20 protein-coding genes and 1 tRNA gene are annotated in these 20,035 nt (G+C 66.7%); 8 read left to right on the top strand and 13 right to left on the bottom strand.

Annotated features, from left to right (window positions below):
- The first annotated feature begins 10 nt into the window (after window positions 1–10).
- The 5 genes from AC1RRP_RS18655 (at window position 11) to galU (ending at window position 6,404) form a co-directional block, all read left to right on the top strand.
- Entirely contained in the window at window positions 11–649 is a 639-nt protein-coding gene (locus AC1RRP_RS18655) for a VOC family protein (protein WP_493038873.1), read from the top strand.
- Window positions 646–2,349, top strand: coding sequence for an FAD-dependent oxidoreductase (locus AC1RRP_RS18650; RefSeq protein ID WP_493038872.1), 1,704 nt, complete (start codon window positions 646–648; stop codon window positions 2,347–2,349). The genes AC1RRP_RS18655 and AC1RRP_RS18650 overlap by 4 nt, the downstream gene beginning before the upstream one ends.
- Window positions 2,350–2,352: 3 nt before the next feature.
- Window positions 2,353–2,541 carry a DUF2783 domain-containing protein gene (locus AC1RRP_RS18645; protein WP_493038871.1) on the top strand — a complete coding sequence of 63 codons (189 nt, stop codon included), beginning with the start codon at window positions 2,353–2,355 and terminating at the stop codon, window positions 2,539–2,541.
- Window positions 2,542–2,614: 73 nt separating this feature from the next.
- Entirely contained in the window at window positions 2,615–5,497 is a 2,883-nt protein-coding gene (locus AC1RRP_RS18640; RefSeq protein WP_493038870.1) for a valine--tRNA ligase, read from the top strand.
- A 25-nt stretch (window positions 5,498–5,522) separates the two neighbouring features.
- Window positions 5,523–6,404, top strand: coding sequence for a UTP--glucose-1-phosphate uridylyltransferase GalU (gene galU / locus AC1RRP_RS18635; RefSeq protein WP_493038869.1), 882 nt, complete (start codon window positions 5,523–5,525; stop codon window positions 6,402–6,404).
- A 32-nt stretch (window positions 6,405–6,436) separates the two neighbouring features.
- Here the strand turns inward: galU and AC1RRP_RS18630 are convergent, their stop codons facing one another.
- Genes AC1RRP_RS18630 through cysM form a run of 3 tightly spaced genes read right to left on the bottom strand, consistent with a single transcriptional unit; the run spans window position 6,437 to window position 8,177 of the window.
- Window positions 6,437–6,664, bottom strand: a complete 228-nt coding sequence (locus AC1RRP_RS18630; protein WP_493038868.1) for a sulfurtransferase TusA family protein — start codon at window positions 6,662–6,664, stop codon at window positions 6,437–6,439.
- A gap of 47 nt (window positions 6,665–6,711) precedes the next feature.
- Window positions 6,712–7,263, bottom strand: coding sequence for an NUDIX domain-containing protein (locus tag AC1RRP_RS18625; RefSeq protein WP_493038867.1), 552 nt, complete (start codon window positions 7,261–7,263; stop codon window positions 6,712–6,714).
- An 11-nt stretch (window positions 7,264–7,274) separates the two neighbouring features.
- Window positions 7,275–8,177 (bottom strand): cysteine synthase CysM, encoded by a 903-nt coding sequence (gene cysM, locus AC1RRP_RS18620; protein WP_493038866.1) that lies wholly within the window; start codon window positions 8,175–8,177, stop codon window positions 7,275–7,277.
- Between the two features lie 87 nt (window positions 8,178–8,264).
- On the opposite strand from cysM, the gene AC1RRP_RS18615 reads away from it, so the two are divergent.
- Window positions 8,265–8,349, top strand: a tRNA-Leu gene (locus AC1RRP_RS18615).
- 200 nt (window positions 8,350–8,549) lie between these two features.
- Here AC1RRP_RS18615 and AC1RRP_RS18610 read toward each other — a convergent pair.
- The gene (locus tag AC1RRP_RS18610; protein ID WP_493038865.1) at window positions 8,550–9,476 is read right to left on the bottom strand and encodes an SDR family oxidoreductase; all 927 of its coding nucleotides are present in this window, start codon (window positions 9,474–9,476) and stop codon (window positions 8,550–8,552) included.
- 45 nt (window positions 9,477–9,521) lie between these two features.
- On the opposite strand from AC1RRP_RS18610, the gene AC1RRP_RS18605 reads away from it, so the two are divergent.
- Window positions 9,522–10,598: a CDP-6-deoxy-delta-3,4-glucoseen reductase gene (locus AC1RRP_RS18605; protein WP_493038864.1), complete on the top strand. Its 1,077-nt coding sequence runs from the start codon at window positions 9,522–9,524 to the stop codon at window positions 10,596–10,598.
- A gap of 194 nt (window positions 10,599–10,792) precedes the next feature.
- On the opposite strand, the gene AC1RRP_RS18600 is transcribed toward AC1RRP_RS18605, so the two are convergent.
- On the bottom strand, window positions 10,793–11,203 hold the full coding sequence (locus AC1RRP_RS18600; RefSeq protein ID WP_493038863.1) for a hypothetical protein: 411 nt from the start codon (window positions 11,201–11,203) through the stop codon (window positions 10,793–10,795).
- A gap of 149 nt (window positions 11,204–11,352) precedes the next feature.
- On the opposite strand from AC1RRP_RS18600, the gene AC1RRP_RS18595 reads away from it, so the two are divergent.
- Window positions 11,353–12,321: a tripartite tricarboxylate transporter substrate binding protein gene (locus tag AC1RRP_RS18595; RefSeq protein WP_493038862.1), complete on the top strand. Its 969-nt coding sequence runs from the start codon at window positions 11,353–11,355 to the stop codon at window positions 12,319–12,321.
- A gap of 15 nt (window positions 12,322–12,336) precedes the next feature.
- On the opposite strand, the gene AC1RRP_RS18590 is transcribed toward AC1RRP_RS18595, so the two are convergent.
- The 8 genes from AC1RRP_RS18590 to AC1RRP_RS18555 all read right to left on the bottom strand — a co-directional run bounded on the left by AC1RRP_RS18590 (window position 12,337) and on the right by AC1RRP_RS18555 (window position 19,994).
- Window positions 12,337–12,717 (bottom strand): VOC family protein, encoded by a 381-nt coding sequence (locus AC1RRP_RS18590; RefSeq protein WP_493038861.1) that lies wholly within the window; start codon window positions 12,715–12,717, stop codon window positions 12,337–12,339.
- Window positions 12,718–12,722: 5 nt separating this feature from the next.
- Window positions 12,723–13,214 (bottom strand): GlcG/HbpS family heme-binding protein, encoded by a 492-nt coding sequence (locus AC1RRP_RS18585; RefSeq protein WP_493038860.1) that lies wholly within the window; start codon window positions 13,212–13,214, stop codon window positions 12,723–12,725.
- A 99-nt stretch (window positions 13,215–13,313) separates the two neighbouring features.
- On the bottom strand, window positions 13,314–13,916 hold the full coding sequence (locus AC1RRP_RS18580; RefSeq protein WP_493038859.1) for a tetratricopeptide repeat protein: 603 nt from the start codon (window positions 13,914–13,916) through the stop codon (window positions 13,314–13,316).
- 43 nt (window positions 13,917–13,959) lie between these two features.
- The gene (gene mrcB / locus AC1RRP_RS18575; RefSeq protein ID WP_493038858.1) at window positions 13,960–16,257 is read right to left on the bottom strand and encodes a penicillin-binding protein 1B; all 2,298 of its coding nucleotides are present in this window, start codon (window positions 16,255–16,257) and stop codon (window positions 13,960–13,962) included.
- A gap of 119 nt (window positions 16,258–16,376) precedes the next feature.
- Window positions 16,377–17,099: an ABC transporter ATP-binding protein gene (locus AC1RRP_RS18570; protein WP_493038857.1), complete on the bottom strand. Its 723-nt coding sequence runs from the start codon at window positions 17,097–17,099 to the stop codon at window positions 16,377–16,379.
- Window positions 17,096–17,977: an ABC transporter ATP-binding protein gene (locus AC1RRP_RS18565; protein WP_493038855.1), complete on the bottom strand. Its 882-nt coding sequence runs from the start codon at window positions 17,975–17,977 to the stop codon at window positions 17,096–17,098. The genes AC1RRP_RS18570 and AC1RRP_RS18565 overlap by 4 nt, the downstream gene beginning before the upstream one ends.
- Window positions 17,974–19,065, bottom strand: coding sequence for a branched-chain amino acid ABC transporter permease (locus AC1RRP_RS18560; protein ID WP_493038915.1), 1,092 nt, complete (start codon window positions 19,063–19,065; stop codon window positions 17,974–17,976). Before AC1RRP_RS18560 ends, AC1RRP_RS18565 begins: the two co-directional genes overlap by 4 nt.
- Window positions 19,066–19,073: 8 nt before the next feature.
- Window positions 19,074–19,994 (bottom strand): branched-chain amino acid ABC transporter permease, encoded by a 921-nt coding sequence (locus AC1RRP_RS18555; RefSeq protein WP_493038853.1) that lies wholly within the window; start codon window positions 19,992–19,994, stop codon window positions 19,074–19,076.
- Window positions 19,995–20,035: the final 41 nt, after the last annotated feature.

The following is a 20,035-nucleotide window of genomic DNA, read 5'->3' as shown; positions in this document are numbered from 1 at the left end:
AGGAGCACACATGAGCAACAGCCCCCGAGAGGCGACGGCCCTGCCGGCACCGCCACCGATCCAGCAGCTGCACCACTACGCCTACCGCGCGCGCGACGCGGAGGAGACGCGGCACTTCTATGAAGACATCCTGGGCTTGCCGCTCTACCACATCATCCAGAGCGATCACGTGCCCAGCACGGGCGAGTACTGCCCCTACACGCACTTCTTCTTCCGCCTGCAGGACGGCTCCTTCATCGCCTTCTTCGACCTGGGCGACGACGTGGCCGCCGAGCCCAGCGCGAACACGCCGCGCTGGGTGAACCATATCGCCTTCCGGCTCGACTCCATCGCGCAGCTGGAGGCCATGAAGGCGCGACTGCAGGGCAGCGGCATCGAGGTGATCGGCGTGACCGACCACCACATCTTCAAGAGCATCTACTTCTTCGACCCCAACGGCATCCGGCTCGAGCTCTCGGCCCAGGTGGCCGACGAGTTTCAGATGCTCAAGGAAAGCACCACCGCCCACGACCGCCTGAATGAGTGGACGGCACGCAAGCAGCTCTGGCGCCAGGAGCGCGCGGCCGGCAAGGTGGCCGCACCGCTCAAGCCACAACAGAACGACCGACCCGAAGTGGCCGCGCGCGCCGCGCAGAAAGGCCGCGCATGAACGCTGCCTACCGCGACGTGGCCTATACGAACGGCTACGAATTCACCCAGGGCAAGGGCTACGAACTGCCCGAGTACCCCTTTATTGAACCGCCGGAGCTCAAGGGTGGCACGAAACGCCACAAGGTTGTCATCATCGGCGCCGGCATCACCGGCCTGACGCTGGCTTGCGCCCTCGCGAAGCTGGGGGTGGAGGCCGTGCTGCTGGACGAGGACAACACGGTGGGTGTCAAGGGCGCGTCCTCGCGCGGCATCTGCTACACGCAGAAGTCGCTGGAGATCTTCCAGCGCCTGGGCGTGTACGAACGCATCGCCGCCAAGGGCATCCAGTGGAGCGTGGGCCGCACCTTTGCCGGCCAGGACGAGGTCTATTCCTTCGACCTGCGGCAGAACAGCAGCTACAGCCTCTCGGCCCAGCCGCCCTTCATCAACATCCAGCAGTTCTACATCGAGGGCTACCTGGTCGAGCGCATCTATGGCCTGGGCCATGTGGACCTGCGCTGGAAGTCGCGCGTGTCCGGCTTCAAGCAGCACGCGGGCTACGCCACGTTGACCGTGGACACCCCGGCCGGATCCTATGCGCTGGAGGCGCAGCACGTGATCGACGCCAGCGGCTCGCACACGCCCTTCCATGCCTGGACCGGCGCCACCATGACCTCGCGCCGCGGGGATGACCGCTGGTGCATTGCCGACGTGCGTTTCAAGCACCGCCCGCCGCAGGAGCGCCACACCTGGATCGAGGCCCCCTTCAACGGCAACCGCGCCGTCTGGCAGCACCTGATGGGCGACGAGGTCTGGCGCATCGACTACCAGATGGAGCCCAACGCCGACCCGGAGCAGGTGAGCCGCGAGGATGTGGTCCGCGAGCGGCTGCGGCAACAGTTCGGCTCGGACGTGGAGGCCGAGATCGTCTGGGTCGGCCCCTACGCCTACCGCAGCCAATGCCTGGACAAGCTGCGCATCGGCAGCGTGTTTTTCATGGGCGACACGGCCAAGATCGTCAGCCCCTTCGGTGCGCGCGGCGGCAACACCGGCGTGGCCGATGCCGACAACCTGGCCTGGAAGCTGGCGGCCGTGCTGCGCGGCCAGGCGCCCGCCACCTTGCTGGACAGCTACAACGACGAGCGGCACGAGGCCGCGGCGCAGAACGTCATGGTGACCAACCGCACGGCGCGTTTCCTGCGCCCGGCCGATGGCATGGAGCGCATCTTTCGCAGCGCGGCCATCAGCCTGGCGCGCCAGCATCCGTTCGCGCGCGCGCTGATCAACACGGGCCGCATGGCCGTGGCCAACAGCTACACCCGTTCCGGCATCTGCGACCGCAGCGGCGGCCTGTCGGTACAGAACGTGAGTTTTCGCTGGGCCGACCACAGCGCTGGCTGCGTCAACGACCTGATCGAATGGGCCGGCGGCCAATTGCTGGTGCTGGTCTTCGGCGACATCTCGGTGGCTGCGGCGCAGCGTCTGCGGCACCTGGGCAGCGCGGCACCGGTACGCTGCGTGCAGGTGGTGGGGCCAGACACCCGGCCCCAGGCGCGCGAGTTCGTGATCGATCCGCAGGGCCATCTGCAGGGCGCCTGCCACGTCTTCGGCCACGCCTGGGCCCTGGTGCGGCCCGATGCCTACATCGCCGCCACGGGCGAGAGCGTCGACGCCGGCCTGATCCAGGCCATCGAGCGCGCGATGGGCATCAAGGAGTAATGGATGAAAACCACCCCCCATTTCCAGGACGCCGACACCTTCTACGAGCAGCTGCTGGACGCCCACACCGGCCTGAGCCGGGAGCAGTCCGAACTGCTGAACGCCCGGCTGATCCTGCTGCTGGCCAACCAGATCGGCAGCAGGGATGTGCTGGCCCAGTGCATCCAGGCGGCCAGGGAACTGCCCCGGTAAAATCGGGGCAGTTCCCAAACACCCCATGGAACGGCGCCCTCGCGGGCGCCGTTCTTCATTTCCTGTCTGCACCATGACCGACACCGTCCAGCAACCGGGCCTCAACAGCCTGTCCAAGTCCTTCGAACCCGCCGCCCTGGAGGCGCATTGGGGCCCCGAATGGGAAAAACGCGGCTACGGCAAGGCCGGCTTCCGCGGCACCGGCCAGGCGAAGGCGGGCGCACCGTCTTTTGCCATCCAGCTGCCGCCGCCCAACGTGACGGGCACGCTGCACATGGGCCACGCCTTCAACCAGACCATCATGGACTCGCTCACGCGTTACCACCGCATGGCCGGGGCCAACACGGTCTGGGTGCCGGGCACGGACCACGCGGGCATTGCCACGCAGATCGTGGTGGAGCGCCAGTTGCAGGAGCAGAAGGTCAGCCGCCACGACCTGGGGCGCAAGAACTTCGTGGCGCGTGTCTGGGAGTGGAAAGAGCAGAGCGGCAACACCATCACCACGCAGATGCGCCGTATGGGCGACAGCGTGGACTGGAGCCGCGAGTACTTCACCATGGATGACAAGCTGTCCAAGGTGGTGACCGAGACCTTCGTGCGTCTCTATGAACAGGGTTTGATCTACCGCGGCAAGCGTCTCGTGAACTGGGACCCGGTGCTGCAGTCGGCCGTGTCCGATCTGGAAGTCGAGAGCGAAGAAAAGGACGGTTCGCTCTGGCACATCGCCTACCCGCTGGCCGACGGTTCGGGCAGCCTGACCGTGGCCACCACCCGCCCCGAGACCATGCTGGGTGACGTGGCGGTGATGGTGCATCCCGATGACGAGCGTTACAAGCACCTGATCGGCAAGATGGTGACCCTGCCCCTGGTGGGCCGCCAGATCCCGGTGATTGCCGACGCCTACGTGGACAAGGACTTCGGCACGGGTGTCGTGAAGGTCACGCCCGCACACGACCCGAACGACTACCAGGTGGGCCAGCGCCACAAGCTGGCGCTGATCTGCGTGCTCACGCTGCAGGCCACCGTCAACGAGAACGCCCCCGAGAAATACCGCGGCCTGGACCGTTTCGTGGCGCGCAAGGCCATCGTGAAGGATCTGCAAGCCATCGGTGCGCTGGTGGAAACCAAGAAGCACAAGCTCATGGTGCCCATCTGTACCCGCACCGGCCAGATCGTCGAGCCCATGCTGACCGACCAATGGTTCGTGGCGATGTCGAAAGTCTCTGACCAGGACCCGACCGGCAAGAGCATCGCGCAGAAGGCCATCGATGCGGTGGACAGCGGCGCGGTCAAGTTCGTGCCCGAGAATTGGGTCAACACCTACAACCAGTGGATGAACAACATCCAGGACTGGTGCATCTCGCGCCAGCTCTGGTGGGGCCACCAGATCCCGGCCTGGTACGACGAGGCTGGCAACGTCATCGTGGCCCGTAATGAGGCCGAAGCGCAGGCCAAGGCTGGCGCGGGCAAGAAGCTCACGCGTGACGAAGACGTGCTCGACACCTGGTACTCGTCCGCGCTGGTGCCCTTCAGCACCATGGGCTGGCCCGAGCAGACAGAAGACTTTGATCTCTACCTGCCCTCCAGCGTGCTGGTCACAGGCTACGACATCATCTTCTTCTGGGTCGCGCGCATGATCATGATGACGACCCACTTCACGGGCAAGGTGCCCTTCAAGCATGTCTACATCCACGGTCTGGTGCGTGATGCGCAGGGCCAGAAGATGAGCAAGAGTGAAGGCAATGTGCTGGACCCGGTGGACCTGATCGACGGCATCGCACTTGGGCCCCTGCTGGACAAGCGCGTCGTCGGCCTGCGCAAGCCCGAGACCGCGCCCCAGGTGCGCAAGAACACCGAGAAGGAATTTCCTGCAGGCATCCCGGCCTTCGGTGCCGATGCCCTGCGCTTCACCTTCGCCTCGCTGGCTTCGTTGGGCCGCAACATCAACTTCGACAGCAAGCGCTGCGAGGGCTACCGCAACTTCTGCAACAAGCTCTGGAACGCCACACGTTTCGTGCTGATGAACTGCGAGGGCCATGACTGCGGCCTGGAGGAGCACACCAAGGAACAATGCGTGCCGGGCGGTCCCTTCCACGGCTACCTGAGCTTCAGCGCGGCCGACCGCTGGATCGTCTCGCTGCTACAGCAGGTCGAAGCCGAAGTGGCCCAGGGCTTTGCCGATTACCGGCTGGACAATGTTGCCAACACCATCTACGACTTCGTCTGGAACGAGTTCTGCGACTGGTACCTGGAAATCGCCAAGGTGCAGATCAACACCGGCGACGATGCGCAAAAACGCGGCACCCGCCGCACCCTGATCCGTACGCTGGAGACCATCCAGCGCCTGGCGCATCCGCTGATCCCCTTCATCACCGAAGAGCTGTGGCAGAAGGTGGCGCCCGTGGCCGGCCGGGCCGGTGCGTCGGTGAGTGTGGCCGCCTACCCCGTGAGCCAGCCCGAGCGCATCGACGCCGCGGCGATGGCCGAAGTCGCCCGCCTGCGCCAGTTCGTCGACGCCTGCCGCAACCTGCGGGGTGAGATGAATGTGTCGCCGTCCACGCGCCTGCCGCTGTACGCCGTGGCCGGCAGCGCCAGCGAGACGGCTTTCCTGGAGCAGTGGGCGCCGGTGCTGCAGGCCCTGGCCAAGCTCAGCGAAGTCAAGGTGTTCAAGGTCGAAGCCGAGTGGGCCGCCGCCGCCCAGGCCGCGCCCGTAGCCGTGGTCGGCGAAGCCCGCCTGTGCCTGCACATGGAAGTGGATGTGGCCGCCGAGAAGCTGCGCCTGGGCAAGGAAGCCACGCGGCTGGAAGGCGAGATTGCCAAGGCCAGGGGCAAGCTCTCCAACGAGGCTTTCGTGGCCAAGGCGCCGCCGGCGGTGATCGAGCAGGAGAACAAGCGCCTGGCCGACTTCGCCGCCACGCTGGCCAAGATCCGGGACCAGCTGGCCCGCTTGAACTGACATATTTCGCAGGGAGAATCGGGGCATGACGCAAAAAATCAAAACCGCCGTTTTCCCTGTCGCCGGCCTGGGCACGCGTTTCCTGCCCGCCACCAAGGCCGCGCCCAAGGAGATGCTGCCTGTCGTCGACAAGCCGCTGATCCAGTACGCGGTGGAAGAGGCTTACGCGGCCGGCATCCGCCACATGGTCTTCGTGACCGGGCGCAACAAACGCGCCATCGAGGACCATTTCGATACCGCCTACGAGCTGGAGAACGAACTTGAGCAGGCCGGCAAGCAGGCCCTGCTGGACCTGGTGCGTTCGGTGCAGCCGGACGACATGCTGTGCTCCTATGTGCGCCAGCCGCGCGCCCTGGGCCTGGGCCATGCGGTGCTGTGTGCCGAGCACCTGACCGAAGGCGCACCCTTTGCCGTGCTGCTGGCCGACGACCTGATGATGGGTCCGCCGGGTGGCCAGCCTGTGCTGGCGCAGATGGCTGAACAGTTTGATCGCTTGAACAACTCGGTGATCGCCGTGCAGGAGGTGCCGCAGGAACAGGTGCGTCGTTACGGCATCGTGGCCGGCAAGGCCGATGGCGAGCGCCTGCTCAAGATCAGCCATATGGTGGAGAAGCCGGCGCCGGATCAGGCGCCGTCACGCCTGGCCGTGGCCGGTCGTTACATCCTCACGCCGGCCGTGTTTGACCAGATCCGCCAGCAGCCGCGCGGTGCGGGGGGCGAGATCCAGCTGACCGACGGCATTGCCGGCTTGCTCAGGCACGAAGCCGTGCACGCCTACACCTATGCGGGCAAGCGTTATGACTGCGGCAGCAAGGAAGGTTTTCTGGAGGCTACGGTGGAGCTTGCCCTGGCGCATCCCGAGGTGGGGGCGAGCTTTCGCGCCTATCTGAAGTCGCTCAAGGTCTGAGCGCGGCCGCCGGCTGCAGGGCCAGGGGCACCTCAGCGGCGCTTGAGGACGTGGATGTAATCCTTGCCCTCGGTGGTCTGTTCCAGCAGCTCGTTACCGGTCTGCTTGGCAAAAGCCACGAAATCACGGACCGAACCCGCGTCGGTGGCCACGACCTTGAGTGTCTGGCCGCTGGTCATTTCCGACAGGGCCTTCTTGGCCTTGAGGATGGGCAGGGGGCAGTTCAGGCCGCGGGTGTCGAGTTCTCGGTCAGCGTTCATCACAAGTCCAGATTGGCTAATAGCAGCGATTTTAAGCAATCCTGGATTCAGGCGGGCGCCGAGGGGTCTGGCGAGGGGCGGGACCATTCGATGAACTGGGGCTCATGGCCGCGTGAGCGCAGCCAGTCGGCCAGGGCGTAGCCGGTGCCGGCGGGCCAGCATTTGACCTTGTCGGGGGTGAAGAGCCGGTAGTCCACCAGCTCGGGCGAGAGCTGCACCTCACCTTCGCAGCGCGCGTGGTAGGCAATGATCACCTGGTTCATGCGCTGGAAATCGTAGACGCCGATCAGGTGGATTTCCCGGACCTGAAGATTCGTTTCCTCCAGGATCTCGCGGGCGATACCGTCCTGCGGCGATTCGCCTGCCTCCATGAAACCGGTGATCAGCGCGTACATCCTGCCTTCCCAGGCGGCGTTACGTGCCAGCAGGATCTGGCCCTGGTACTCGACCACGGCGGCGAGTACCGGCGTGGGGTTGTTCCAGTGCGTCCAGGTACAGGCCGGGCAGCGCAGGCGCTCCTTCGGCCCGCCGTCTTCCAGCAGGGTGACGGGTGCCAGCGGTGCGGCACAGACCGGGCAGTAGCGATAGGCCTCGCTCATGGCCGGGCGCGTCAGGCCGGAAAGACGCCCGTTGAAAGATATCGATCGCCGCGGTCGCAGACGATGAAGGCGATGGTGGCGTTGGTCTCGCGCGCGGCGATCTGCTGCGCGACCCAGCAGGCCCCGGCGGCCGAAATACCGGCAAAGATGCCTTCCTCGCGTGCCAGGCGCCGGCACATCTCCTCGGCGTCGCTCTGGCTCACATAGACCAGTTCATCCACAGATTTGGGATCGTAGATCTTGGGCAGGTATTCCTCGGGCCATTTGCGGATGCCGGGAATGCGCGAGCCCTCGCTGGGCTGGGCGCCGATGATCTTGATCGCCGGGTTCTTTTCCTTCAGGAAACGCGACACGCCGGTGATGGTGCCCGTGGTGCCCATGGCGCTGACGAAGTGCGTGATGCGTCCATCGGTCTGCTCCCACAGCTCGGGGCCGGTGGTTTCGTAGTGGATGCGCGGGTTGTCGGCATTGGCGAACTGGTCCAGCACGCGGCCCTTGCCGCCTTTTTCCATCTGCTCGGCCAGGTCACGGGCGTATTCCATGCCGCCGGACTTCGGGGTCAGGATCAGCTCGGCGCCGAAGGCCTTCATGGTCTGGGCCCTTTCGATGGACAGGTCCTCCGGCATGATCAGCACCATGCGGTAACCCTTGATGGCTGCGGCCATGGCCAGGGCGATACCCGTGTTGCCCGAGGTGGCTTCGATCAGGGTGTCGCCGGGCTTGATGTCGCCGCGTTCCTCGGCGCGTTTGATCATGGACAGGGCTGGGCGGTCCTTGACCGAGCCGGCCGGGTTGTTGCCCTCGAGCTTGCCGAGGATGACGTTGCCGCGCGCGGCGTTGTCCGTGGCGCCGATGCGTTGCAGGGCGACCAGCGGTGTCTTGCCGATGGCGTCTTCGATGGTGGGGTACTTCATGAACGCCACTGTGCCATAATTTCGGCCTTCTCTCCCTTAGGGGTGGGGTTCGAACCCGCATGGCGCGCGTTTCGAAATCCATCCCATGCCCGGGTGGTGAAATTGGTAGACGCAGGGGACTCAAAATCCCCCGCCGCAAGGCGTGCCGGTTCGATTCCGGCCCCGGGCACCACCTCCTTCGAGTTCCAGTGGGTTTGCACGCGCGAACCGGCACGCCCAAGGCGGTATGGTTGAAGCGCGCTTCGCGCGCGGGTTCGATTCCGGCCCCCGCACCATCGCCTCGAGTCGCAGCGCCGCCTCGTTCGCGAATCGGGAGGCCCAAGGGCGGTCATGTTGAAGCGCACTTCGTGCGCAGGTTCGATGCCGGCTGCGCTAGGGCTGGCTGGATTGCTTACGCAAGCCAGTGTCCACCGACGGATACCTGAGCCTGACGCGCAATTCCTTCTTCATCCTCGTGTTATCCATGCGCCGCGATTCACTCATGAAGCTCAGCAGCATCGGTGAAAGCTGCGCTTGGGCCTCCTGGCGCGAGATGCGGCGTGGCTGGGGCAGGCCATACAGCCTGGCGGCCAGGTCGACGTAGTCGCCCATTTTCAGCCGCGTGTCGTCGCTCACGTGATAGACGCGCTGTGCGGCGCCGCGCCACAGGGCGGCCACGCAGGCGCGGGCCAGGTCATTGGCGTGGATGTGGTTGGTGTAGACGTCGTCCTCCGCGCGCAGCACCGGCGTGCCGCGTTGCAGCCGTTCGCGCGGGGTGCCGCCTTCGCGATCGGGTGCATAGATGCCCGGGATGCGCAGGATGCTGGTGCGCAGGCCACTGCGACCGTGGAAGCGCACCAGTCTCTCGGCTGCCACGCGCCGCTGCGCGCGTGGCGTGCCAGCGCGCAAGGGGCGGGTTTCGGCGACCCAGTCGCCGGCGCAGTCGCCGTAGACGCCGCTGGTGGAGCCGTAGACAAAGGCGGTCGGTGGCGTACGGCGTCGCAGGGCATTCAGCAGCGCGTCGGTGCGCGGATCGCCCAAGCCCTCACCCGGCGGCGGCGCGAGATGCAGTACCCGCGTAGCCAGGCCGGCCAGGCGGCGCAGCGTGGCCGCATCATCCAGATCGCCTGACAGCGGCGTGATGCCCCGTGCGCGCAGTTCAGCGCGTCGTCCTGGTGTCGAGGTGAGGGCCAGCACCCGAACGCGGGTCGGCAAGGCGGCTACAGCGCGCAGGCCTACGTCGCCGCAGCCGACGATGAGCACGCGCTGGCGTCTGAAGCGTATGGGCAGCGCGCCGTGGGGGCTTGTTAACACTGGCAAAATTCCTGTTTTTCCGTCGACGAAGCATTCAAGGATAACGAAAAGATGGCGCCCAGTGAAACTGCTTTCCAGGTCAGTGTCTTGCCCAGCGGGCGCAGTTTCCAGGTCTTGCCCGGTGAAGCCATGCTGGCCGCGGGCATCCGCGCCGGCGTCGGCCTGCCCTATGGCTGCAAGGACGGTGCCTGTGGCTCCTGCAAATGCAAGAAGATTTCCGGTACCGTGGTGCATGGCCCCCACCAGAGCAAGGCCCTGAGCGAGGCCGAGGAGGCCGCCGGTTACGTGCTGACCTGCTGCGGCTTGCCGCAGAGTGATGTGGTGCTGGAATCGCGCCAGGTGACGGAGGCCGGCGCTTTCCCGATCCGCAAGATGCCGGTGCGCGTGAACGAGATGCAGAAGGTCTCGCCCGATGTCATGCGCCTGGTGCTGCAGCTGCCGGCCAATGACAGCTTCCAGTTCCATGCCGGCCAGTACGTCGAATTCCTGCTGCGTGACGGCGCGCGGCGCAGCTATTCCATGGCCAATGCGCCGCACAGCCGCTCGGGCCAGCCCACGGCCACGCCGCCGGTGGGCGCGACGATGGAGCTGCACATCCGCCACATGCCCGGCGGCAAGTTCACCGACTATGTGTTCGGTGCCATGAAGGAAAAGGAGATCCTGCGCATCGAAGGCCCCTACGGCAGCTTCTACCTGCGCGAGGACAGCGACAAGCCTCTGGTACTGCTGGCTTCGGGCACGGGCTTTGCGCCGATCAAGGCGCTGATCGAGCAGATGCAGCACAAGCACATCACACGTGCGGCCACGCTCTACTGGGGCGGCCGCCGCCCGGCCGACTTGTACATGCACGACTGGGTGCTGCAGAAGACGAAGGACATGCCGAACCTGAGCTACGTGCCTGTCGTGTCCGATGCCCTGCCCGAAGACCACTGGGCCGGCCGCGCAGGTTTCGTGCACCAGGCCGTGCTGCAGGATTTCCCCGATCTGTCGGGCCACCAGGTCTACGCCTGCGGCGCGCCCATCGTGGTCGACTCGGCCCGGCGCGACTACGTAACCCAGGCCGGGCTGCCCGAGGAAGAGTTCTACGCCGACGCCTTCACCAGCGAAGCGGACAAACATGGCGCATAGCGCCATGTTTGCGGTGAAGACTCACTTTGCGCAGCAAAGTGAAGGTGCTTGAGCACCGGGTCGGAACCACAACACTTCTGTTGCGGCGCAGGTTTACTTTGCGCAGCGATTCGACAAGGCATGAAAAACAGAGGGCCGGCAGTCGCCAGACTGCCGGCCCTCTGAGTTGGCGCCACTGGTTCGCGGGCGCTTGATCAGCGACGGCGATTGTGTTCGCCGCGCTCGGCGTGCTGGGCCGGGCGGTCCTTGCGGCCGTCGTGGTTCATGTCGCGCTGGCGGTCGTGCTTCTCGCGGGCGATGTCGTGGCTGGCACGGTCCTGCATATTGCCCAGGTGGGCACGTTCCCTGGCGGTGACCTTGCCGTCGGCCTTGGCCTTGTCTTCGGCGCGCTCGATGCGGCCTTGCTGGTTTTCCAGGCGGGCGGCTTCGCGCTGTGTCAGCTGGCCCGAGTTCACGCCCTGCTGGATGCGGCGCTCCTGGTTCGCTTCGCGCTGGTCTACACGCGGCGTGGCCGTGGGGTTGGGTGCACTACCCATATTGGCGGATTGGGCGTGGGCGCCGGCGGCGGCCAGTGCCAGGATACCGAGCAACATCTTGGTCTTCATGCGGAACTCCTTGGGGGTTGAAGCATGGAAGAAAAAGCTTCCATGGACCTGCAACGCGGTCGACCGGGCGGTCGGCTGACCTCTTTCTGCAAAGTCTTGTAAAGGGTTGTGACGGATGACTGGGGCGCCGGATTTTGCACAATGCGGGCATGAAACGACGCGCCCTTCCATTCCTCGTCCTGGCCGCGCTGGCGCTGGCCAGCCTCCCGGCCTTGTCCCAGACCCGGCCGATCCGCCTGATCGTGCCCTATGCGGCAGGGGGCCCTGTCGACATCACGGCGCGCGTGCTGGCTGAAGGCGTTCGGGACACGCTGGGCCCGGTCGTCATCGAGAACCGCGCGGGTGCCGGCGGCAATATCGGTGCCGACCTTGTGGCCAAGGCCGCACCGGATGGCCTGACCATCGGCATTGCCGCCACGGCCACGCACGCCGTCAACCCCTGGCTCTACAGCAGGATGCCCTACCGGGCCGATACCGACTTCGCGCCCATCACACAGATGCTGCGCGTGCCTAATGTGCTGGTCATCAACGCCGAGACCGCGCAGCGTCTGAACATCCACACCCTGCAGGACCTGATCGCCTACGCCCGGGCCAACCCTGGCAGGCTCAACTACGGCAGCGGCGGCAATGGCAGTGCCGGTCACCTGGCGGGCGAGCTGTTCAAGTCGCAGGCGGGCATCTTTGCCGTGCACATCCCCTACAACGGCGGCAGCCCGGCGCAGCTGGCCTTGCTCAGCGGGCAGGTGGATTTCAACTTCGACAACCTGGCGACGGCTTCGGCCAACATCCGTGCCGGCAAGCTCAAGGCCCTGGCCGTGACCACGCTGAAACGTTCGTCCGCCCTGCCGCAAGTCCCGGCGGTGGCCGAGACGCTGCCGGGCTTTGCGGTGGATACCTGGTGGGGGGTGGTGGCCCCGGCCACCACCCCCAGGGACGTGCTGGCCCGCCTGAACCAGGCCTTCGTGGCTGCGCTCCAGGCACCGCAGACGCACGCCCGCTTTGCCGCGCTCATGGCCGAAGCTGTGCCGACCACGCCCGAGGAATTCGGCGTCTTCATGAAGGCCGAACTGGCCAAGTACGAGAAGGTCGTCAAGGCCTCCGGCGCAAAGGTAGATTGACGCCTCTGAGTCGGCTCAGAGCCGGTTCGAGACCTCGATCAGGTTCTGATCCGGGTCGCGGAAATAGACCGAGAGGATGGGACCCTGGGCACCGGTGCGCTGCACCGGGCCTTCACTTACCGTCACGCCGCAGGCCGCCAGGTGCGCCTGCACCTGGGCCAGCGGGACCGAGGTGAGGAAACAGAGATCCGCCGAGCCCGGCGTCGGCCGCTGCGCCTTGGGCTCGAACTCGCGGCCGGCCTGGTGCAGATTGATCTTCTGCGCGCCGAAGGCCAGGGCCTTGCGGCCGGCACCGAAGGTCACCACCTGCATGCCCAGCACACGCTGGTAGAAGGCGCAGGTGGCCTCCACGTCGGCCACCGTCAGCACCAGGTGGTCGAGGCTGTCAATCTGCATGCGTTTCAAAACTCCAGGCTGTCGGCAATCGCCTTGATGCCGGCCTTGGCGCAGGCTTCGTCGGCATCGCCACCCGGGGCGCCCGAGACGCCGATGGCGCCCAGCAGGTTGCCCCCGCCTTCGATCGGCAGGCCGCCGCCGGCCGCGATGACGCGGGGCACCTGGCGGATGCCGCTCATGGGCTTGCCGGGCTGGGTGTCCTTGCCGAACTCCAGCGTCGAGTTCTTGAAGCTGGCCGCCGTCCAGGCCTTGTCGGTGGCAACGCCGGGCGTGTGGGCGCCGGCATAACGGTCGCGCAGCAGCACCTGCAACACGCCGCTGCGGTCGACGATGGCGACAGCAGTCTGGTAGCCCTGCTTGCGGCAGGACTCCAGCGCGGCGCGCGCTGCCGTCAGCGCAGCCTCGGGCGTCAGTGATTTGGTCTGGAACACGGCTTCCTGGGCCGTGGCGTGGCCCGCGAGCAGCAAGGCCAGCAGAGAGAGGAACCTGAGTTTCATGATGGAGTCCTTCAGATCAGACACAGTGGCTGCCATCGTAGCCTGACAGCGGCAGCCGGTCCAGCGGCGCACGCACTGGAGCTCGCCGGAGCCCAGGCTTCAGGGCCGCTGCAGATCCTCGGCGAGCTTGCGTGCCTGGGCTGCACCGGCCGGGTCGCCCTGGGCGATGCGCGCATCGGCAATGAGGTGCCAGTTCAGGGCTTGCAGGGTGCGTTCCCGGACTGCCAGGCTGTTCGACTTCTGGGACAAGGAGACGGCCTGCGCATACTGGCCCTGGGTCAGGCGCAGCCGTGCCAGTTCATGCCACAGCCAGGCGTTGCGTGGTTCGATGCGCAGGGCGCGCTCCAGCGAAGCGCCGGCAGACTCACGACGCCCACTGCCGGCTTCCTGGCGTGCGCGTTCCAGCAGGGCGACCACGGCGCGATTGCCGGATACCGGGGGCAGCGGCGCCACCGTCCCGCTGCCGGCGTCGGCCGGTGCGGCCGGCAGGGGTGTGGCGGTGTCGGTCGGCTGGGCTACCGCAGACGGGACGGCGGGCGGCGGAACATGGCCCGTGGTCGCCTGTTCCTGCGGCCCGCCCGGCCCTGCCGGCTGCGAGGTCTGGGTACCTGGCGGCGACACGCTGGCACAGCCGGTCAGCCAGGCGACGATGGACGCGACCAGGGCCAGACGCAGAAGAGGCAGGAAGCTGAGGTGAAGCATGGTGTGATCCGGGTCGTGCTCTGGCGCGTGCAGGCGCCGGACGCTAGGGGCTGTTGGGCAGGGGGGCGCTCAGGCAGGCGGTCTCGGGCGGCAGCGAGCTTTTGATGAAGGGCACGGACACGGCGCCCTTGCATTCTTCCGGGTAACGCTGGCCGCTGACCGGGTCGATGAAGGCGAATTCGATGTCTTCCGGCACTTCGGGCAACAAGGGCTCGGGCTGGAGGTTCTTCATCATCTCGCCCCAGATGGTCATGGCGCCCGTGGCACCTGTGAGGCCGGTGGACTTGGCGTCGTCGCGGCCGACCCAGACCACCGCCACCATATCGCCCGTGTAGCCGGCGAACCAGTTGTCGCGCAGGTCATCCGTGGTGCCGGTCTTGCCGGCCACGCGGACGTCGGGCGCGACCCAGTTGCTCAGGCCCTGGGCCGTGCCATCGCGCACCACGCCCTGCAGGGCTGTGGTCAGCAGATAGACCGGGGCCGGGCTGGCCACAGCTTCGACGCTCAGCGGGTAGCGCTGCAACGGCCTGCCGTCGGCCGTGACGATCTCGCGGATGGCGCGCAGGGGCGTGCGAAAGCCGCCGTCGGCCAGGGTCTGGTAGACCTGTGCCACTTCGATGGGCGAGAGCTCGAACGCACCCAGCAGGCTGGACGGATAGGGTGACGGCCGCCCAACGCCAAAGCGCGGCAGCTTGTCCAGGATGCGGTCCACACCCAGCTCGATGCCCAGGCGCGCCGTGGACACGTTCAGCGAGCGTGCGAGTGCCGTGCCTAGCGGGACCTGGCCGTTGAACTTGCGGTCGTAGTTCATCGGTTTCCAGTCCGGCGCGCCGCGCTGGCGCCAGACGAGCGGCGAGTCGTCCAGCGGCGTGAGCAGCGTGTATTTGGAGGGTTGTTCCAGTGCCGTCAGGAACACGAGGGGCTTGGCCAGGGAGCCGACCTGCCGCTTGGCGTCGATGGCCCGGTTGTAGCCCGCGTAGCGCGCCTGGCGCCCGCCCACCAGCGCCAGCACCTCGCCTTGCTGCGTGCTGCTGACGACCACCGAGCCTTCCAGGGAATTGACCGGGATCTTGCGTGAGATCTCGAGCTGGGTCAGGCGCTGCGCCAGGGCCTGTTCGGCCTCGCGCTGCACGCGCGGGTCCAGCGTGGTGAAGATGCGCAGGCCTTCGCTGCGCAGGTCTTCCTCGCGGTAGTCGCGCTGCAGTTGCCGCTGCACGTACTGCAGGAAGGCCGGGTAGGGTGAGGTGCCCGTGGGCGCGCGGCGGATCACGCCCAGGGGCCTGTCGCGCGCCGTCACGAACTGGGCCTGCGTGATGACGCCGAGTTTCACCATCTCCTGCAGCACCACGTTGCGCCGCTGCAGCGCCTGCTCGGGCTTGTTGCGCGGATCGTAGACGCCCGGCCCCTTGATCATGCCGACCAGCAGGGCGATCTCCTGCAGCTCCAGCCGCTCCAGCGGGCGGTCGAAATAGAAATGGCTGGCCAGCCCCACGCCGTGGATCGCGCGGCTGGCGTCCTGGCCGAGGTACACCTCGTTCAGGTAGGTCTCGAGGATCTCGTCCTTGCTGTAGTGCATTTCCAGCAGCAGGGACATGAGCACCTCCGTGCCCTTGCGCGTGAGCGTGCGTTCCGAGCTGAGGAAGAAATTCTTGACGAGCTGCTGGGTCAGTGTGCTGCCGCCTTCCACCCGCTGACCGCTGAGCGTGCGGTACAGCGCGCGCGCAATGCCGCGCGGATCGATGCCCCAGTGCGTGGGGAACTTGCGGTCCTCCACGGCCATCAGCGTGTCGATCAGCACACGCGGTACCTGGTCCAGCCGCAGCAGCGCGCGGTCTTCGTTGTGCCCGGGGTAGATGCCGCCGATCAGGGGCGGCTCGATGCGCAGCAGCGGCATCTCCTTGTCCTCGGTGCCGCGCTCCTGCAGCTGGGTCAGCTTGCCCTCGGCAAACACCGCGCGCAGGCGCTGGCTGGGCTGCGGCCCGTCCCAGAACACGAAGTCGCGGGTCGTGAACTCCACGCCGTCCTGGACATTGCGGTAGGTGGCCGCCTCCCGCGGCTCGGGGTTCTCGCGGTAGCCCAGGGCGCGCAGCTCTTCCACCAGTCGCGCGGGTGTGAGCTTGAGGCCGGGGTACACCTCCAGCGCGCGCCCATAGACGCGTGCCGGCAGGGCGAACTTGCGGCCCTCGAAGGCCTCGCGGATGGTGATGTCCAGGTACAGGGTAAAACCCGCCAGGACCAGCAGCAGCAACCAGGCGATGAGCCGCAAGGCCAGCCCCGGTTTTTTCCAGGGCAGGCGGGGCAAGGCACGCAGACGATGGAGGAACGGTGACAGCCTATGCATGGGGAGGTCCGTGAGGGGCGGGGCAGCGGCGTGCGCGCCCACAGGGTGAACTCTGTGGATTGTAGGGGCCGGGGCAGGCGGCCCGCGGGCCTGTACGGCTTGTTACGCGCTGGCGCGCCTTATTCGCCCAGGTAGGCGGCGCGCACGGCCGGGTCGTGCAGCAAGTCCTGCGCCGGGCCGGCCAGGGTGATGAGGCCGGACTCCATGACGTAGCCCCGGTCGGCCAGGGCCAGCGCACGGCTGGCGTTCTGCTCCACGAGCAGCACCGTCATGCCCTGGCTGGAGACCTCGCGCACCACCTCGAAGATCTTGTCCACCATGATGGGGCTCAGGCCCATGGAGGGCTCGTCCAGCAGCAGCAGCTGGGGGCGGCTCATCAGCGCACGACCCATGGCCAGCATCTGCTGCTCACCGCCGGAGAGCGTCCCGGCCAGTTGCGTGTGGCGTTCCTTGAGGCGCGGGAACAGGGTGTACATGCGCTCCAGATCGGTGGCGATGCCGTCGCTGTCGTCGCGGGTGTAGGCGCCCATGAGCAGGTTCTCGGCAATGCTCATGCGTGTGAACACGCCGCGCCCCTCGGGCACCATGGCCAGGCCCTGGCGCACCAGGTCCCAGGGGCCCTGACCACGCAGGGGCTTGCCCAGGTAATGCAACTGGCCCAGGCAGGGCAGGGTGCCGGTCACGGCCTTCATGGTGCTGGTCTTGCCCGCGCCGTTGGAGCCGATCAGGCAGACCAGTTCCCCCCGACACACCTCGAAGTCCACGCCCTTGACGGCCTGGATGCCGCCGTAAGCCACCTTCAGCCCGTGGACCTGCAGCAGCACTTCTTTGTCTTCGCTCATGATGCCGTGGCCTCCGCGGCGGCCTTGGCGCCAGCGTGGCCCAGGTAGGCTTCGATCACCTTCTCGTTCTTCTGCACCTCGGCTGGCGTGCCTTCGGCGATCTGGCGGCCGTAGTCCAGTACGGTGACGCGGTCGCACAGGCCCATGACCAGTTTCACGTCGTGTTCGATCAGCAGCACGCTGACACCGTCCTGGCGGATGCGCTCGATCAGCGCGCGCAGTTCCACCTTCTCGGTGGCGTTCATGCCGGCGGCCGGTTCGTCCAGGGCCAGCAGCTGCGGCTCGGTGGCCAGGGCGCGTGCGATTTCCAGGCGGCGCTGGTCGCCGTAGCTCAGGGTGCGGGCCTTGTAGTCACCCAGGTGGCCGATGCCCACGTAGTCCAGCAGCTCGTTGGCGCGCCGGGTGATGGCGGCCTCTTCGCGTTCGAAGCCGCCGGTGCGGAAGATGGCGCCCAGCAGGCCGGACTGCGAACGGGTGTGCCGCCCCACCATCACGTTTTCCAGCGCCGTCATGTCGGCAAAGAGGCGGATGTTCTGGAAGGTGCGCGCGATGCCGGCGCGCGCCACCTCGTGCACGGCCGTGGGCCGGTAGGCCAGGCCGGCCAGCTCGAAGCTGCCGCTGTCGGGCGTATACAGGCCGGTGATGACGTTGAAGAAGGTGGTCTTGCCAGCGCCATTGGGGCCGATCAGGCCATAGACCTGGCCGCGCTGGATGCGCAGGTGCACGTCGCTGAGCGCTTGCAGGCCGCCGAAGCGTTTGGAGACGCCGCTCACGTGCAGGAGAACAGTTGCCCCCACGCTCGTCACTTCGTGTACTTCGCTGCCCCCCGAGGGGGCCCTCGCGCCTTGAGACGGCCCGGCGCCGCTCGTTTCACTCATGCCGGCCCTCCCTTGGTACGCCGCACTTTGCCGTGTTCCGGCGAGGGCCAGAGGCCACGCGGGCGCAGCAGCATGACGACGATCATGGCCAGGGCGATCAGCAGCTGGCGCAGGATGGAGGCGTCGAGCCGTCCGTCCGTCATGGACTGCAGCGGGCCGGCCACGTAACGCAGCACCTCGGGCAGGGAGGCCAGCAGCACCGCGCCCAGGATCACGCCGGGCAGATGGCCGATGCCGCCCAGCACCACCATGGCCACGATCATCACGGACTCCATGAGGCTAAAGGACTCGGGCGAGATGAAACCCTGGAAGGCCGCAAACATGGCGCCCGAGACACCGCCGAAGGTGGCGCCCATGCCGAAAGCCAGCAGCTTCATATTGCGCGTGTTGATGCCCATGGCCTTGGCGGCGATCTCGTCCTCGCGGATGGCCATCCAGGCGCGGCCGATGCGCGAGAACTCGATGCGGTGGCAGATCACCACGCTCACCACCACCAAGGCGAGGAAAAGGTAGTAATACATCGTGACCGGCGCCACGTCGAAACCGAAGACGTTGAGCTTCTTGCCCAGGTCGAAGCCGAAGAACTTGATCGAGTCGATCTGGCCTATGCCCTTGGGTCCGTTGGTGATGTTGACCGGGTGGTCCAGGTTGTTCAGGAAGACGCGGATGATCTCGCCGAAGCCCAGGGTCACGATGGCCAGGTAGTCGCCGCGCAGCCGTAAGGTGGGTGCCCCCAGCAGCACGCCAAAAGCGCCGGCCAGCAACGCGCCGAGCGGGATCACCAGCCACAGCGGCGTGTGCAGGCCATGGGGGAACATGGCGGCGAAGGCGGGGAAGTGGTCGCTCAGGTGCGGCGAGGCCAGCAGGCCGAACATATAGGCGCCGATGGCGAAGAAGGCCACGAAACCCAGGTCCAGCAGGCCGGCGTAGCCCACCACGATGTTCAGGCCCAGGGCCAGCAAGACGAAGAGCAGGGCCATGTCCAGGATGCGCACCCAGGCATTGCCGTAGCCCTGCAGGATCAACGGCAGCACCAGCAGGCCGATGGCGGCCAGCAGGATGGCGAAGATGCGGTGGCGGGAATTCATCTGCATGGTCAGGCTCGATCAGCGACTCGTTCACCCAAGAGGCCAGAGGGGCGCAGCGTGAGCACCACGATGAGCACGATGAAGGCAAAGATGTCGGCGTAGTGGCTGCCCAGCACGCCACCGGTCAGGTCGCCGATGTAACCCGCACCGATGGATTCGATCAGGCCCAGCAGCACACCGCCCACCACGGCCCCGGCCAGGTTGCCGATGCCGCCAAAGACCGCGGCCGTGAAAGCCTTGAGCCCGGGCAGGAAACCCATGGTGTGCTGCACCGTGCCGTAGTTGCTGGCCCACATCACGCCGGCGATGGCGGCCAGCACGGCGCCGATGATGAAGGTGGCCGAGATCACGCGGTCGGGTTGCACACCCATGAGCGCAGCCACACGCGGGTTCTCGGCCGTGGCGCGCATGGCGCGGCCGAGTTTGGTGGCGTGCACCAGCCACATCAGTGCGGCCAGCGTCAGCGCCGTGACCACCAGGATCATGATCTGGGTGGGCGTGATGCTGGCGCCGCCGAGCTGGATGGGGGTGCTGGGCAGCAGCGTGGGGTAGGACTTGAAGTTGGGCTTCCAGATGATCATGGCCATGGTCTGCAGCAGGATGGACATCCCGATGGCGGTGATCAGCGGCGCCAGGCGCGGGCTGTTGCGCAGCGGCCGGTAGGCCACCTTCTCGATGCTGTAGTTCAGCGCGGCGGCCAGCACACAGGCCACGATGAGGGCGATGATCAACACCAGCCAGGGCGGCAGCAGGGGCTGCAGCAGGCCGATCACGCTCCAGCTCACCAGCGCGCCGACCATGAGCACCTCGCCATGGGCGAAGTTGATCAGGCCGATGATGCCGTACACCATGGTGTAGCCCAGCGCCACCAGCGCGTACATGCTGCCCAGTACCAGCCCGTTGATGATTTGCTGCAGGAAGATATCCATAGATTCCCATCAGCAAGCTTCATGCCACTTGCATCCGGTCC

The sequence above is a fragment of the Hylemonella sp. GW821-FHT12C09 genome, assembly GCF_058807395.1.
The sequence above is the reverse complement of the archived record's forward strand: the minus strand, read 5'-3'. Positions and strand labels throughout refer to the sequence as shown.